The sequence below is a fragment of the Clostridium sp. CS1-1 genome (assembly GCF_056135525.1).
This window is the reverse complement of record NZ_CM148680.1, coordinates 1722225-1739579: the sequence shown is the minus strand read 5'-3', so window position 1 is coordinate 1739579 and position 17355 is coordinate 1722225. Positions and strand designations below refer to the sequence as shown.

The 17355-nt window shown below is 30.0% G+C and carries 14 protein-coding genes; 3 read left to right on the top strand and 11 right to left on the bottom strand.

Features of this window, described 5'->3' with window-relative positions:
- The first annotated feature begins 162 nt into the window (after positions 1-162).
- Positions 163-336 (top strand): Spo0E family sporulation regulatory protein-aspartic acid phosphatase, encoded by a 174-nt coding sequence (locus AC0N0V_RS07955; protein ID WP_474463368.1) that lies wholly within the window; start codon positions 163-165, stop codon positions 334-336.
- 111 nt (positions 337-447) lie between these two features.
- On the opposite strand, the gene AC0N0V_RS07950 is transcribed toward AC0N0V_RS07955, so the two are convergent.
- Positions 448-843 (bottom strand): hypothetical protein, encoded by a 396-nt coding sequence (locus tag AC0N0V_RS07950; protein WP_474463366.1) that lies wholly within the window; start codon positions 841-843, stop codon positions 448-450.
- 645 nt (positions 844-1488) lie between these two features.
- Between AC0N0V_RS07950 and rocF the strand changes: the two genes are divergently transcribed.
- A complete protein-coding gene (rocF, locus tag AC0N0V_RS07945; RefSeq protein ID WP_474463365.1) occupies positions 1489-2388 on the top strand; it encodes an arginase in 900 nt (299 codons plus the stop codon).
- Positions 2389-2513: 125 nt separating this feature from the next.
- Here rocF and AC0N0V_RS07940 read toward each other — a convergent pair whose 3' ends face one another.
- The 9 genes from AC0N0V_RS07940 to AC0N0V_RS07900 all read right to left on the bottom strand — a co-directional run bounded on the left by AC0N0V_RS07940 (position 2514) and on the right by AC0N0V_RS07900 (position 15043).
- A complete protein-coding gene (locus AC0N0V_RS07940; RefSeq protein WP_474463363.1) occupies positions 2514-3590 on the bottom strand; it encodes a M24 family metallopeptidase in 1077 nt (358 codons plus the stop codon).
- A 195-nt stretch (positions 3591-3785) separates the two neighbouring features.
- On the bottom strand, positions 3786-4862 hold the full coding sequence (locus tag AC0N0V_RS07935) for a M24 family metallopeptidase (RefSeq protein ID WP_474463361.1): 1077 nt from the start codon (positions 4860-4862) through the stop codon (positions 3786-3788).
- A 260-nt stretch (positions 4863-5122) separates the two neighbouring features.
- Positions 5123-6508 carry a peptide MFS transporter gene (locus tag AC0N0V_RS07930; RefSeq protein ID WP_474463358.1) on the bottom strand — a complete coding sequence of 462 codons (1386 nt, stop codon included), beginning with the start codon at positions 6506-6508 and terminating at the stop codon, positions 5123-5125.
- A 483-nt stretch (positions 6509-6991) separates the two neighbouring features.
- A complete protein-coding gene (locus tag AC0N0V_RS07925) occupies positions 6992-8164 on the bottom strand; it encodes an FprA family A-type flavoprotein (protein ID WP_474463356.1) in 1173 nt (390 codons plus the stop codon).
- Positions 8165-8291: 127 nt separating this feature from the next.
- Positions 8292-10562 (bottom strand): RNA polymerase recycling motor HelD, encoded by a 2271-nt coding sequence (helD, locus tag AC0N0V_RS07920; RefSeq protein WP_474464482.1) that lies wholly within the window; start codon positions 10560-10562, stop codon positions 8292-8294.
- Positions 10563-10676: 114 nt separating this feature from the next.
- On the bottom strand, positions 10677-11924 hold the full coding sequence (locus AC0N0V_RS07915; RefSeq protein WP_474463353.1) for an RNA-guided endonuclease InsQ/TnpB family protein: 1248 nt from the start codon (positions 11922-11924) through the stop codon (positions 10677-10679).
- A 311-nt stretch (positions 11925-12235) separates the two neighbouring features.
- Positions 12236-12736, bottom strand: coding sequence for an ECF transporter S component (locus AC0N0V_RS07910; RefSeq protein ID WP_474463350.1), 501 nt, complete (start codon positions 12734-12736; stop codon positions 12236-12238).
- 220 nt (positions 12737-12956) lie between these two features.
- Complete coding sequence (locus tag AC0N0V_RS07905) at positions 12957-14555, bottom strand: PstS family phosphate ABC transporter substrate-binding protein (RefSeq protein ID WP_474463349.1); 1599 nt, start codon at positions 14553-14555, stop codon at positions 12957-12959.
- A gap of 35 nt (positions 14556-14590) precedes the next feature.
- A complete protein-coding gene (locus tag AC0N0V_RS07900; RefSeq protein ID WP_474463346.1) occupies positions 14591-15043 on the bottom strand; it encodes a helix-turn-helix transcriptional regulator in 453 nt (150 codons plus the stop codon).
- A gap of 680 nt (positions 15044-15723) precedes the next feature.
- Here AC0N0V_RS07900 and AC0N0V_RS07895 point away from each other — a divergent pair.
- A complete protein-coding gene (locus tag AC0N0V_RS07895) occupies positions 15724-16023 on the top strand; it encodes a hypothetical protein (protein ID WP_474463345.1) in 300 nt (99 codons plus the stop codon).
- Between the two features lie 125 nt (positions 16024-16148).
- Here AC0N0V_RS07895 and AC0N0V_RS07890 read toward each other — a convergent pair whose 3' ends face one another.
- Positions 16149-17114, bottom strand: coding sequence for a methyl-accepting chemotaxis protein (locus AC0N0V_RS07890; protein ID WP_474463343.1), 966 nt, complete (start codon positions 17112-17114; stop codon positions 16149-16151).
- Between the last annotated feature and the right edge of the window lie 241 nt (positions 17115-17355).

Sequence of the window (17355 nt, the reverse complement as noted above, 5' to 3'; positions counted from 1 at the left end):
CATTTACTCCACACACTAATCCACACTTTATCTACAGAAACCACGTAAAATTTTGTTGAAATAAGAATTTTGTTGACTAATAAAAGATGTGATTAATTTTATGTTTTCTGCTAGAATATAGAAGTGCCAAAAATAATTGAATTTTGTAATGAGGTAATTAATATGAGTATGGATATAAGAATTTTAAATAAAGAAATTGATAATTTAAAAGAAACTTTATATGATTTATTAGATGAGAAGAAATTGACTGACGATAACGTAGTCGAGTGTAGCCAAGAGTTAGACAAGCTTATTTTAGAGTATCAAAGATATAAAGATTTTGTTAAAGCTCAATAAGATTTATATACATTTATGCGTTATTATCGTTTTACATAACAAAAACCTACAAATCATAATAATTTGTAGGTTGTCAGCGTCTTAGTTAAGAAGTATTTACATTTTGAATATTTATCCTTCGATTTTATCTAATATTTTATCTAAATCAACATCTTTACCCGCTTCATAAAATACGGCTATAAACTCACTATATTCATGGTTTTCTTTGTCTAATTCATATGACATGTACTGTGATTCAATCTCAAGTTCTTCCATTAAGTCTTCTATTATTTCACCTACATTATCAACTGCCAATTCACTCAAATACTGTAGATAAAATTCATCATACCATGTATCACTTTCTTCCTCTTCCTCACACTCATCGTTAGCATAAGCTTTTGCTGCATTTAACTCATCATCATCAAAATCAAAGAAAAATCTTAACACAACTACATCTTCATAGCTTAAATCTTCTATTTCCTCTAAACCATTACTTTGTAAAATGTCTATTATTTTTTTCTTATCCATAGTAACATCTCCTTCTATTAAAGTTACTTTTGTTATAGTAACTAATTTAGTACAAAACTAAGTTTTTCCATATTTGAGTTTAACGTAGTAATTTTACCACAAGTGAGTCATTTTTACTAATACTTTTATATTATATACTAGACTCAAAAAAACTTTCATTGTATATTTAATACTATTTCCTTTTTTATTACTTTTATTGAATTATAAGTAAAACAATATTTTTTTTTGTATTTATGTAACTTTATTTATTCATTGGTGCTTAATAATTAATATATTCAACTATAAATTCTATTCAAAATGGGCAATTTAATATAAAGCAATTGTTATTATAATGCCAATAATACTTAATTAATATTAATTATATATTATCTGTGATAAATATATTTTGTATATATGTCTCATATATGAATACTTATAAAAAGTAAAAATTTTCCCAATTGACTGTCTTTTTAAAAACTACTTTTTATTTTTTTTGATTAGTATATAATCAAGTATCATATGATAAAAATCATCCAATCACTGCCAAATTCTACGTTATAAATTAGAATACAAGGTTAGATAATGGTACAGGCTGGATTTAATTTAAAGAACGCTTTAAGTGAGAGTTTAAAGCAACCAAATTATTTATATACGGAGGTAATTATAATGAACATTAGCTTAATTGGTGTACCAATTTTTTTCGGATCTGATAAAAAAGGCTCAGAGTTTGGACCAAGTAAACTTAGAGAAAAAAATATTGTAGAGGTTCTTAGAAGAAATAATCACACTGTATATGATTGCGGAGATCTTTATGTTGAAAATATACCAGATCATCTTAAATATGAATTTCACCCAACTATGAAGTATTTAAAACCTATTGTTAACGTTAATAGAAACCTTGCTCATCAAGTTTATAGTGCTCTTTGTGCTGATAGCTTTCCGCTCGTTATGGGTGGAGATCATTCAATCGGTCTAGGAAGCATATCGGGTGCAAGCAAATTTTACGATAACCTAGCAGTTATTTGGATAGATGCACATGGTGATATAAATACTCCTGAAACTACACCATCAGGGAATGTTCATGGAATGCCACTTGCAGCTGCTATGGGCATAGGATATGACGAACTAGTGGATTTATACCATATAGGCGGAAAAGTAAAACCTGAGAATGTATTTATTATTGGAGCAAGAGACCTTGATGATGGAGAAAAAGAATTAATCAAAAATCATAATATGACTGTATTCTCTACAGAAGACATTCGTAATATAGGACTAGAAAAGATAATGGAAATAATCCATAACAAAATGTTAGATAAAGGAATAAAAGCAGTTCATCTAAGTTTTGATGTGGATTGTATTGATCCAGATTTAGTTCCTGGTACTGGTACTCCAGTAGCAAAAGGAATGAGTGTAATTGAAGTTAAGTATATGCTAAAATACTTGATGGAAACTAAACTTGTAAAATCTATGGATATCGTGGAACTTAATCCAGAGCTTGATGAAAACGACAAAACTGCAGATTTGTATATTGACTTAGTTTCATGGACTTTTGGATATTTAAAGTAATAAAAATAAGGCTATCTCTAGAGAAAGCAATTTCTATAGAGATAGCCTTATTTCTTTCAAAAACTAAAAAATGGACTCCTAAGAATCCATCTTTTAGTTTTTGCATATATAAACACTTTTTAGTTCTACTCTACAATGATTAAATCCTTAGGATACTTATTTAATACTTCGCATCCCTCTTCTGTAACGATTACTAGGTCTTCTATACGTACGCCGACTTCACCAGGAATATAAATACCTGGCTCTATTGAGAAAATTTGACCTACCTCTACTTTATCTGTATTAACAGAAGAAACATCACCAAAATCATGGACCTCTATTCCTATTGAATGACCTAATCTGTGTGTGAAATATTTACCATAACCCTTTTCTGTAATATAATCCCTGGCAGCAGCATCAATATCACAAAACCTAACTCCTGCTTTTACCTTCGCAATGCCTCTTTTATTAGCTTCGCGTACTATGCTATAAACTTCTTTAGCTTTTTCAGAAGCATGTTTATAGAATACAGTTCTTGTCATATCTGAACAATATGAATTACTTCTGCAACCAATATCAATAACTACACTATCTCCTGGTTTAACTGTTGAGTTATCCATCGAATGATGAGGATCTGCAGCATTTGCACCATAGCCTATAATTGGATCAAAGGAATGTCCCTCAGCTCCTAGTTCTTCCCATATGTTTAAAAGCAACTGACCCATTTTCTTTTCTGAATGTTCTTGTGGGATAAGCTTTATCATCTTATCTATAGCAATATCATTTAGTCTTGAAGCTTCTCTCATGAGCTCCTTTTCTTTCTCATCTTTACACATTCTTACTTTATCTAAAATTTCAGAACCATTAGTAAATGTGCTGCCACATCCAAGGTCCATTAGTCTTAAAAGGAATCGAGCTGGCCAATTCTTGTCTACACCTATTGGTTTATCATGTTCAACGTACTTTGCAAGAATTTCAACAGGATCTTCGGTATCATTAAACCAAATCTTTTGCACGCCTAGATCCTCCGTTACTTGGAATAACTCATTTATAAAAATTTTGTTGTTCCCACTTAAATTAATATATAGTGCTAGCATTCTTTCACCTGGATGAATCCATTTTCCTGTAAGATAAAATATAGCAGATGGATCAGAAACTATCATCTGAGATACCTTTTTCTCTTCCATAAGCTTTAAAATTTTATTTATTCTTTCTTGTATCATCAAAATTCCTCCTCATAAATTATGATTGTCTGTAATTAACACAAAATAAGTAAATTTATACTAAAACAGGATTACTATTTAGTTCTCCTTAAATTCAGTAATCTCAAAAATTTACTTTAAGTAAAAATTCAAGAAAATTCTATAAGTAATGTTTCAAAAACTTATATTACAATTCTTTAAATCAATTATATAGGTCTAATCTATGCATATAAGATGTTTTGGTGATTTTGATAGTACTTCTGATCCATTTTCAGTGATAACAAGTAGATCTTCTATTCTTACACCACCAAAACCTGGTATGTATATTCCTGGTTCATCTGTAACAACCATACCTGATTGTAGTTGTTCAGTGCTTCCATATCCAACACTAGGCGCCTCATGAATTTGCCTACCTACACCGTGTCCAAGCCCATGTCTAAAGTAATCTCCATAACCTTTTTCCTTTATATACTCTCTTGCAATTTTATCTACATCTATAGCAGGTATATTAGCTTTAAAAGTTCTTAAAGCTATTTCTTGTGCTTCAAGTACAATGTTATAAATCTCTATCATCTGCTCTGATGGTTTCCCAATTACAATCGTTCTTGTCATATCAGAACAGTACCCTTCATAAACACACCCAAAGTCAAGCGTCAAAAATTCTCCTTTATTAACAACCTTATCCGTAGCTTCCCCGTGAGGTAGACTTGATCTAACACCTGACGCAATAATTGAAGGAAAAGATAATTCTTGTGCTCCTAATTTTTTCATATAAAATTCAAGTTCAAGCCCTATTTCTCTTTCTGTCATCCCTGGCTTTATAAACTTAATTATATATTCAAAAGCCTCATCTGCGATTTCTGCTGCCCTTTTTATTAACTTTATCTCAGATTCATCTTTTATAGTTCTTATAGTCTCAACTATTCTTTCCATAGGAACTAGTTCACATTGAACTTTACCTCTATAAAGATTGTAAATACTAAAAGGTAATACATCTTCTTCAAAACCAAGCCTCTTTATATTATTTTCTTTAACCATTTCTCCTAAAAAGTCTGCAAAAGGAAGATTTTTATTATATTCTAATATCTCATAGTTTTTAACTTGTTGTCTTGCCTGCTCAGTAAATCTTGAATCTGTAATAAAAAACGCCTTGTTTTTAGTTATAATCGAAAAACTCTCATTTCCCGTAAATCCACTTAAATAATTTCTGTTAAAATCCCCTACTAGAAGTGCAGCATCAATATTCTTATGATTCATCAAGCCTCTTAACTTAGCTATTCTTTCTTTATACATATTTTTTCCTCCTACTTAATTATAATTTTTTGTGATCTCACGTCATCTGAAATTTTTAGATTTCAAGAGGCGTTTTTCATTTTCCTATTATTTGAATTAAAATTTAAAAATAATATTATTTTACTTGTATTAACACGGTAGATACCCTGTGTTACTTATCACCAGATTTGATGATGTTGACATTGTGAATTTTTTTATTGCCTACAATCTTAAATTAAAAATATATTTACTTATATATATGCCTTTAGGTCAAGTGTTTTTTATTCAATTAATTGTGATAGTGTTTTGTTTAAAGAAAATAATATTGCGCCGATTACAACGAGAATTATTGGTATAGCTATAAATACCTGTAGAGTTCCTAATTTATCCATAACACCTTGTCCATATCCAGCTAACTTACCAGCAGCAAATATGCTTATAAACCAGGCACCCATTAATAGTGACGCATACTTAGGTGGTGCAATTTTACTTACCATAGAATTCCCTATAGGAGAAAAGCACATTTCGCCTATACTTTGGAATACATAAAATAATACTACCCAAATTACGCTAGCCTTTATTGAAGGGTCTATACCTGTTCCTCTTTGTAAAACAGCAAATATCATAAATACAAAGCCGCCCGCCAAAAATACAAATGCAAGAGCCATTTTATTTGAAACAGTAAAATCTCCGTTTTTACTTTTTGAAAGTTTATACCATATAGCCGACATTATTGGTCCTAATACGACACATAGAAATCCATTCCAAGAATCAAGCCACTGTACTGGAACAGTAAAGCTACCGATATTCATATTTATGAAATCATTAGTGTAAAGAGCTATAGAGGTGGATGCTTGATTGTACGCAGTCCAAAAGAACATTGAGAAAAATGCTAATACTACAATAACTAAGGTTCTCTTCTTTTCTTTTTCACTTAATGGTTCAGTATTCTTATGGGATTCAGAATCTGTAGCCAGATGTAGTCTAGCTGTTGGAAAATTTCCACTCTCTCCTATATATTTCTTTCTTCCAATTATAAATGTAATCGCTGTCATCATAGAAGCTATAGCCCCTGCTAAAAAAACATATTTATATCCATAAAACGTAATTTGACCATTGACTTTTGTTGAGAAAAATTCATTTGCTAAAAGTCCACAAATAAGTGGCCCAAACATAACCCCAACATTTACAAATGAGTACATGATTGAAAAAGCCCCGTCTTTTCTAGGATCCTCTTGTTCATATAAGCTACCGACTAGTGTGTTTAAGTTTCCTTTAAAAAAACCAGTTCCTGCAACTACAAGGTACATCATGATATAAATCGATGCTTGTCCTTGTGATACAAAAGCAACAACATAACCTGCAGCCATTAATAAACTGCCTATAATTACACAAAAGCTTGCCCCTATGTATCTGTCACAAATCCATCCACCTATGACTGGTGAAAGATACGTTAGAGCAGCATAGGTTCCAAAAAAAGATGCTGCCTCAGCTTTTGAAAACCCCAAACCACCAGTTGCAATTTGTGCTGTTAAGAATAAAACTAATGTTGATCTAACTCCATAATATGCAAATCTTTCCCACAGATTTGTCAGACCACAGAGATAGAGTCCCTTAGGATGCTTCGGCTTCTGTTGTTCAGTCAAAATTTCAACTTGTCCATTCATAATAAATCCCCCTTAAGATAGTATATAAGATTGAGTTAAAAACTCATCTTTTTTATTGATAAGGTTTACAAAATATAAATTAAATAATTTGTTTAATGATTAAATATTAAACACTAGAAAAAATTTTTTTATATAACTTACTACATTTTCATCATTAAAATGTAAATGAAGCTCATCTTGCTTTTTTCTAATATTCATAATATTATTATAAAACACCTTCATCGGAAAGTCTATAAATATTTTTATAATTGTGAAAATATTTTCACACAAGAATAATTTTTGTAATTTTTAGTGCGTATTTATGTGTATTTTTTTCACGTTTATGAATAAATTATTATTAAAAATAATATTTTTAACTTTCCATTTTTAAATAATTTTCTTGTATTTTCTACGATCAAATATATAATGAATATATTTAGCATAATAATAAGAGGCTATCTCAAAATAATTTTTAATCATTTTGAGATAGCCTCTTATTACTTTTTACATTAATTCTAAAAATTTATCTACGAATTCATCAGCTTTCTTTAATTCATCTTCATTAGGTACAAATTTAAATTTAAAGCCTTCTTCTACAACCTTAAATTTTAAAGATTTCAATCTATCAGTTATCATTTGAACACCTTCGCCGCTCCATCCAAAGGAACCAAATGCGCCTGCTGCTTTTCCTCTATTAGTAATAGCACATACTAAGGATAACATATCCCATACTGGCTTAACAGCATCTTGGTTTATAGTTGGAGAACCTACAAGTATTCCTGTTGATTTTTCTACAAGAGATATTATGTCATTCATATCCATTGATGTAATCTCATGTGCTTCTGCCTTAATGCCTTTTGAGTTGATTTTTTCAGCCATGTACTTACCAACTTTTTCAGTATTACCGTAAGCTGAAACATAGAAAACTTGAACATTTTTTTCTGAAGGAGCTTCTACTGTAGCCCATTCTCTGTATAACTCTAAATACTTTGATATGTCTTCAATATGAACAGGACCGTGACTTGTACATACCATATCAAATTTCAAGTCTTTAATTTTATCTAAACCAGCCAATACAAATTTCTTAAATGGCCCCATTATTACATCGAAGTAGTATTTCATTTCTTCATGATATTCCTCAGTATTTTTAGTTATATTTCCGCTCTTAGGACAATAGTGACATCCTAAGAAATCACAAGTAAATATTACTTCGTTTTCTACTGCATAGGTAAACATTGTATCCGGCCAATGAAGGTTTGGTGCTACAATAAATTTTAAGGTAGTATTTCCAAGACTTAACTCTTTCGGCGCTTCCATACTCTTAAACTCTTTATTTATAATGTCTTTTAAATAAATTAGAGCTGCTCTTGATCCGATAATAGTTGCTTCTGGGTAAGTTTCTATTAATCTTACTATCGATCCACTGTGATCTAGCTCTGTATGCTGAACAACTATATAATCAACCTTTCTATCTCCTATAACCTCTTTTATATTTGATAAATAGGTATCGAAAAATCCCTCTTTAACAATGTCGATGACAGCAACTTTTTCATCATCTACTATATATGAATTATAAGTTGTTCCCTTTTTTGTTTCCATTATGATATCGAATATTCTTAGATCTGGATCATCAACTCCAATCCAATGAATATTACTTTTTAACTTTACACTACTCATGCGTTACCCCTCCTGAACTATATACACTATATACATTGTATACATTTTCCTCATGTATTTATTTTAACATAAAACAATTATTTTTCAATACTAATAATGATTATTTGTTGAGTTTTTTTATTACTTTCTACTCAATAATTTCAGACTTCTCTCCATTATAAAATATATACTCTAAATGAAGTGCTCTTGTAAGCACTACATATAATATCTTCTTATCCAGCTCATTATTTGAATAGTTTTCCTTATTGCAATTATATATTACACTACAATCAAATTCTAAACCTTTAGTCATATAAGATGGTATTATTATTTTCTCTAACTTTAGGTTTTTATCCGTATCTTTTACGAGTTCCCATTTATAACTACTATTCTTTTTCAAGTATTCCTTAATTTTTTTACACTCATCATAAGTCCTTCCAATAATCGCTACACTCTTCTTATTTATATTTTCTACCTCTTCAACTATTTTGTCTATCCTTTGAGCAAACTCTTTGTTTGTTTTAAATTCTAAAACCTCAGGAACCTTTCCATGTCTTAAAACTGGTGTTGCAGGTTTCAATTTATTTTCTTGCAACGACAGCACTTTATTGGCAAAATTTATTATTTCTACTGTAGAACGATAGCTCTGAGTTAGTTGCACATACGTTCCCTTATCCTTAAATACTTCATCTATAAGCTTTTCCCAACTCTGAATGCCTCTATAATAGTATATTCCCTGTCCTATATCTCCCACTATTGTTAATGAATTACTTGACACCATTTCTCCTATAACTGCAATTTGAAAATAACTATAATCCTGTGCCTCGTCGATTACTATATGCTTGTATTTATACTTATCCGGCACCCCTTCAATTTTAAATTTTAAATACATCATAGATGCTAAATCATCACTATCTACTATTCCTTTTTCAAAGTTATCCGTAAACTCTTTCTTTATTTGGTTAATTAATTCTCTTATTTCTCCGGAATCTACAAATTCTCTTAAGATTTCATCATTTTTTAGAAATTCAACATATAGCTTTTGTGTATCTACTTGCTTCCACCTTTTAAAGTATTCTTCAAAACTGCTTCTTGCTTCTAATTTAAGCTCCTTCTTCTTAATATCCCGTTCGTTATATAATTCTGTAAGCTTTCCTCTTCTTTCAGGACTATCTTCCATAGTTTTTTTTGTTCGTGATATTTGATATTCAAAGGAGAAGTCTATCCTATCAAGAATACTTAATATCTTCTCATCTATTTTTAAATTAAAATATCTTTTTATTTCATCTTTTCTATTATTCAATGATAGATGAGCCATATCTTTTCCATAGAGTCTTTTTATTTCTTCAGTTTCGAAGAGTGTATAGTTTTGAACTTTAATATCTTCTATTTCTAAATCTTTTAACTCCATAAATTGAACATATTTATCTAATAAACTTTTATACTCTATGGTCCCCCTCAAATTGCTAGCTCTAGTAATAGGTTCTAGACCTTTACCATTTTTCTCCTCTAAAATATACGAGAGCTTTTTGTCCTTAGTAAGTACTTTCCCTTTGATTCCCAATACTTCAAGGGCTATATCCTCAAAAGTATTCTGCTTTACATTACCTACTCCAAGATCTGGTAAAACATCAGATATGTAATCTAAAAACAACTTGTTTGGAGCTATTACTAGTATGTCTTTCCCATCTAATCTTTCCTTATATTTATATAATAAATATGCAAGTCTATGTAGAGCTACAGTAGTCTTTCCGGAGCCTGCTGACCCTTGAACTATAAGCGCAGTATTTTTCTCTGCTCTTATAACATCATTTTGCTCCTTTTGAATTGTTGCTACTACATCCTTAAGCTTACTGCTTACACTTTCCTCAAGGTTAATCCTTAAAAATTCGTCAATTAATGAATTCCCCTCTTCATTTGCAGACTTTAATATAATTTCATTTATTCCTTCGTCAAAAGCGTCAGTAAGCTCACCGTTTCTAATCAAAAACTTTCTTTTCAAGCTTAAATCTCCACTAATCACTCCCATAGGTGCTCTATAAAAGGAATCTCCATAGGTTCCACTGTAATATAAGTCCGCAAGTGGTGACCTCCAGTCAATAACCTTTTCATCACCTGTTGTCATATCTCCGAGTCCAAGCTTTCCTATATAAAAACTTTCCTTATCTCTTCTATACTCCCTAAAATCTATTCTTCCGAAGTATGGCTGCCCCTTTGCTTCCAGATATTTTTCTAAATTTTTATGAGTTATCTTATAAAGCTTTTCCTTAGTTTCCAACTCTTCATTGTATTTGCCTTTTGTTTGCTTTCTAAGACTATCAATTTTATTCTTTAACTCTCTATCATCTTCTTCATTTTTAACGATTTCATCCTTAATCCAAGAGTTAGTCTCTTTCAAATTTTTTCTCTCTAACTCCATTTGTTCTAAACTCAACGCCAAGTGACTCACCTCCAGCCTAGTATTCAAATCCTAATTTTATAGATATTGTGAACTCCCCCACTTTAGAAATGGTGGCTTCATAAGACTTAAATTTTATGCAATCTTTATTCTTATGGGCGTATCCACCTCGCCACTACTGTATAGGACTTGTAAGTCCACAACGCTACTTTTCTTTAATATATTTAATGCTCCGTTGACATCAGCATTTAGACAGTATCCACCTTTAGTTTTATATAGTCCCCTATTAATTCTCTTACCTGCAAAAATTGTCTGTATTGGATTATCTGCATTATATTTAGGCATAATATCATTATCAAAAAAACTGGCCTTTGAAGTATAGCTTTCTTCTTGCTTTACAAAGTTAACTCCATATAGCTTACAAAGATATTCTAACTTTTCTTTTATATTTCCAACTGGTATGTTAACAAAGTTTTGATTGTTAACCTTGCCTAAATTACTATATCTTTGAAGTGTTTCATTGTATCCAATTACTAAATTACCTATATTATTTCCTAAACAATAATTAATAATATATCTGCAAGTCTTATTAATGTAATCATTTACTCTATTGTTTCTGTTGTTTCTTAATATAGACTGCTTTTTGGTAGTTCCACCAATTCCTTGTAGATCCTTTATGCTCTGTAATCTACTATTTTCTTTATTAAACCATTGGTTAATGGATTTTAATCTTCTTCCATCTATAATGAATGTTTTTCCCTTATTTGTTACACAAGTAGCAAGATTATTTATTCCTATATCTATCGCAAGTGCTTTTGTTTTATCTAATTCCCTTTGAGTTTCAATTACTTCATAAGTATATTGAATTTCAAAGAACCTTGCATTATCCTTAGGTATTATTCTAATCTCTTTTATTTTCTTATCTAAGAGTATAGGTGGTATTTTAACTTTAATATGCTTATGGTTTTTTTTGTAATTATTGGAATAAGGAATAACTAGTTCATTACCATTTATTCTTACAAAACCTATTACAAGAGTTGCGAAGCCATCTTTTTTAAGATATCTAGGTAGTTTAATTGCCCTAAAATCATATGTACCTTTCTTTGCAAGTTTAATTAATCCAAAAAATGATTTAAACACTCCATCTACTTCTTTTAGAATTTGTTGAGCCATATTACTATTTAGTAATTTATAATTTTCATTACTTTTACAAATGGCATAATTCTTTTCATAGTTAAGATATTCTTTTTGTTCAAAGTAATATTGCCTTACATTATACAATCCATAGTTATATAGATTTTTAGCAATATGTGATAACTCCCTAATATTTTTATAATCTTCTTTAGATATCTTTTTTAGCTGCTGTTTTACACATAAATACATCCTTACTCACCTCACCTTCTACCCATATTATACCATACTTTTACTAAACACTATAATATTCAGTAAAATACAGCAATATTATATGCGCTCAAGCTTGCATCCCTCACATATGTAGTATGGGAGTGTTACACATTATTAGATAAAAATATATCAATGATGGTAGATTGAGTTCAATTGAGTTTTTTATATAACTTTTAAAGGGTAGTTAATAAAATAAAGATATGCTAATTCAAATTTGAACTATCATATCTTTATATACATACCCATATTAAATTTACAACTTATTATATCATAAACACCTTGGCTGTAAATTAAATTGCTGCCTTCCTCAAATCTAATCTTAAACTCTTAGATAAAGACTTAATTAATGCGAAAGCAATAATACCATCTACCATGTGATGTAGTAATGTACCTACTCCAACAACTACAAGTACCTTGTACATTGTAAATCCGAAAGGAATTACAGCTATAGCTTCTAATATTGCATGAATTGGTGCAGTAATTAATACAACCTTATTAAAAGAAACACCTTTTTTTATAAGAAGCGCACCTACTAGTCCAACAAATGTATGCATAAAAGCTCTTGCTGCTATTACTGCTGGTGCTGATACTAAGAAACCTAACGCTGAACCAACTCCAACCATAGCTGCTGCGAAAGGCCCTAAAAACATAGCTATAAATAACGGCACATGAGATGCTAAAGTAGCACTAAAAGGGCCTGCTTGTACCTTTAAAAATCCGAAAGTTAATGGAATTACAATTGATAATGCTGTCAAAAGGCCTGTATAAGTAAGTTTTTTAATATTTTTCATTTATTATTCCTCCTAATATATACTGGTGTATATACATTAGTATATATTATTATTACTCTGATGTAAATATAAAATTATATACTTTTTATAATGAAAAATATAGAAACTCATAGCGCCACTTACGTGGCAAATAGCAAAATATAGGGCATGTATTGAGTAACTAGAAGTTCCTAAGCCGATTTCTAAATAAGTATAAGTAACTTTAGCCTTTTAAATATAGTTAATTTAAAGGTATATAACCTGTTTTCTGAATAAGACTTTGACCTTCGTCTGATAATATCCAACCAATAAACTTATTTACACTTTTTTTAGCATTTGATTTTAAAGTCACAGCATAAACAGGTACAATAAAAGGATATGTTTTATTACGAACTGTTTCAGCAGTTGGCTTAACATCATTAATAGCAATGTATTTTATTTGATTGCTTTTTACCATTGAAGATGAATAATACATGAAGGAGTAACCTATTGAATTTTTAGCATTTTTATAGCTTGAAACTTGACTTATTATTTCTCCCATTCCCCCTGAGTAGGTTTCCTTTGTCGGAGTTAACATTGCAATATCCTTCATAACTCTATTTTGCATTATTGTCTGACTGCCAGAATCCTGAGGACGCTGATATGGCAATATACTTTTACTTTGTCCACCAATATCTTTCCAGTTCGTTATTTTGCCTGAATAAATGTCTTGTATTTGATTTATTGTAATATTATTGACTGGATTCTTTACATTTGTGAAAAACACAAAAGCTTCATATCCGATAGGTGTTAATATAAAATCGTCGCCTTTTGCTTTTATAGCATCAACCTGAGCCTTCGACGGTTCTGCAACGAATATGATATCAGTCTGACCACTTATAAGACTTTCATATGCACTATTAGTCTTTGAACATTTAACTATATCAAAGGGGTAATTATTACTTGATACAAAAGCAGAGAAAATATCTTTATCTTGATTTCCTTTGTTAACGTCATAATAGTTACCAAGCCCTTTATATACGGATTGTACAAAAGCAGCATAAATTGGATAAGCTGCTGTTGCACCATCAAGTCGTGGCATTTCTTCAAAATCTATGAATTGTAGGGATGCTTCTTTATCGAGTGTAGCAAGCCCGTTATTTTTCTTAAATGGTGCTATTGTTTCTAAATTGAATTCAGTTAACTCCTGTCCTATTGTAGACTTACCATATAGTAGTTCAATAAACCCATTATTAATAATATCTTTTGTGATAACACCTACAAATACAACCACAGTAATGCTCACAACTGTTAAGATTACCTTTAAATCTCTTGAAAATTCACTCTTTATTTTAGTTTTATTTCTTTGTTCATATATAAAGATTCCAAATATAAACCCTAAGTACCCCATTATCTCTGCAATAGGAACAATAAAATGTAATCCTATAAAGAAAAGTGAAAAATCAAATATTAAGAATATAGGATTTTTAAGAGCATATATAGCCCACCAACCTGAATTATAATCTCCCTTCGACATCATTTCTACAATAATAGTAAATATAATAGTATATATAACAGGTATTATAGATATTGAGTATTTAGTTCTTTCAGAGGCTAGTTTGCTTTCTGATCTCTTTGAAAAAACAAATCCTATAAATCCACCAACTATTGATGTACTAAAAAAGGAAAATAAAACAAGTCCAAGCTTTTCAGAATTGTTACCAGCTCCTAATACTGATGGTGTACTTGGAACCCGTGCCAAAATACTGAATATAAGATAAAGACCTGCAGTAAGTACTATTGGCACAATACCCATCTGCACTGCAAGGGAATTACTTATATATTTTTTATTTATTTTCATACCAACCCAACCTTCCTTTATTAATATAACAATAATTATTTTTCTCCCAACTCTTGTAGTCTTTTATTTATATACGCTAACTCAAAGGAAGAACATATTCTCCTATCATTGTTATCTAAAACTCTATAATGATTCGATATTATATTTTGTTGAATCCTATAACCATTTTTAGTTTTAATATCTTTCCACCATACGTTTCCTCCAAGTGTTTTATCATATTCTCTTTCGTATCTTGTAAAGGCTAATGATAAAATAATATCCTCTGTATCACCACCAAGAGTTAATTGTAGCACTTCACTGTCTTTAAAGATAACACATGTTGCCACAGCAACTGACCATCCTAAGCTCCCCCTCTCTTTTTCCACTTGAACAAGTGTTTTTTTAGAAATTCCAAGTATCTCCGACATTTTATCTTGTGTATACCCCTTTTCATTTCTTATAAGCTTGATTTTTTTATCTATTTTATTAATAAACTCTTCTCTTGTCATACCATTCATCGCCTTTCAATTTATAATCATGAATAATGGTAAAAGTATCATTATAGTGTAATTTTACATTATAATGATACTTTTTACAAATATATTTTTATAATGATAGCATAACTTTTAACGATTCTAATAGGATTACTTTACAGCACCTCTATGCATCACTTACACTTATTCTTTATGTAAACAATTCTCTATACTTTCTTGAAATCAACTGTGATATCAGGTTGACAGAATATGTAATCACGCTTTAAAATATTTTTATACCACGTTACTCATGGAGGTATTTTTATGTTAAGTATAGAAGAAAAAGCTCTTAATTATGCAAAAGAAAAAGGTGGAAACTTTGTAGTTAAAACAGTTATGAAATCAGATGGGTGATGCACTATACAGAATAAGTACCTCTGGATTGAGGTTTTAAGACATTTTAAAGAAAATGACAATTATATTGGTCTTGAATATGACGGTGTAAGGGTTTATATAGATAAAAACCTAAAATTGTCCGAGAACATATTAATATATCAAAAATCATATATACCAATGAGTAGTGGAAGATTTGGCGTATCAGGTATTTATATTAATAAGGCACTTTCACCATCTGATGCCAAGAACTCTGTTTATATGATATAATAACCTTAATAGAATTATTTTTACGCTTAAAATAAGTTATAGGGGGAGATTTTATGTTAATTATAGAAGAAAAGGCTCTTAATTATGCAAAAGAAAAAGGCGGTAGTTTTATAGTTAAAACTATCTCAGCTTCAGGTGGTTGCTGTGACGTTTCCGTTAAAGACTTATGTGTTGAATTTTCAACAGACTTTAAAGAAAACAAAAACTTCATCTCTTATGAGTATAACGGAGTAAAGGTATTCATCGAGAGGTATCTGGAATTACAGGAAGATATATTAATTTATCAAAAAATAAAACTTCCCCTCATAGGAAATGTATTCGGGACTAAAGGTATTTCTGTTAAATACATTTGAATATAGTTAAATGAGTAAAGGACACAAATTACTGTACCAGCTCTTCTCACACCTATCCATAAGATTGATGTTATAAAGTTCTTATTCTTCTATGAAGATTATCTCTTTGTGCCCTATTAGTAATTTTATTTTATTTTTTCAATAAATTTTTTACTATAAGAAGCAAGTTGTTTTTCTGTTTTTTCTAAACGTTCATCAACTACACTTGCTTCTTGAATGTGATTTACTATAGCTTTAGTTGTAACCTTTAAAATATGGTCAACTTCTATTAATTGTTTATTCATACTTCCTATATGCTCTTTTTGAGTAGATAAAATATCTATTACTACACGAACTTCTTGTTCTACCTGAGCTATAGTAGATAAGCTTTTCTCTACTTTTTCTATAGCATTATTAGAGGTCTGAACTCCTTTAGAAATAACTGCATTGGATTTATCTGAATTATTTAGTACCTTTTTTGTTTCATCTTCAATTCCTTCTATTAAATCTGAAATATCCTTAGTACTTTGCTTAGTCATCTCGGCCAATTTTCTCACCTCGTCAGCAACTACTGCAAAGCCTTTGCCTTGCTCTCCTGCCCTAGCTGCTTCTATCGCTGCATTTAATGCTAAAAGATTAGTTTGACTTGCAATGCTTGTTATTAACTGAACTACTTCATTAATTTTATTAAACTTTCTTGCTAAATCATTAATACTACGTGTGTTATTTTTATTTTCACTTTCTAAAGATCTAATGATTTCATCCATTTCTTCAATAGCCATTTTTCCTTCACTTGATTTGCTCACTGTATCTTCAGTTATTTTTATGAGTTTGTTTCCTTCTGCATATAAGCTATCTGTAGATTTGTTCGTCATATTGTTTAAATTGGAAATTTCACTCATATGAGCTTTTACTTTGTCAGCAAGCTCTGCTAAAACATTATGTTGATTATTAACTATTTGGTGCTGCTCTACAGTTTCTTTTAATAATTTATTCATTAACTCTATGAACTTAATTGTTTCTTCACTTGATTGAATCTCATTCCTCTTTGTTTGTTCCGATTCACTTGATGAAATAACTTCTCCTTTATTTAAATCTCTTTTGATCTTCATATTTACCTCCATAGTTACTAATAGTATTGATTATATGAAAATATCATTAAACCATATATATTTATTAAATAGATACTACTTCTCTTTTTTCTAAGTATTAACTGTAATTAGTATTTGTATTATTTCTTGGTTTTATTTAAATCGTGCCAAAGAAAAAAATGATTCAGTATTTAAAAATGATTCAGTATCTTTAGTTTAACCTTCATAAATTTAGTTAAACATAGTAAAAACACTATAGATT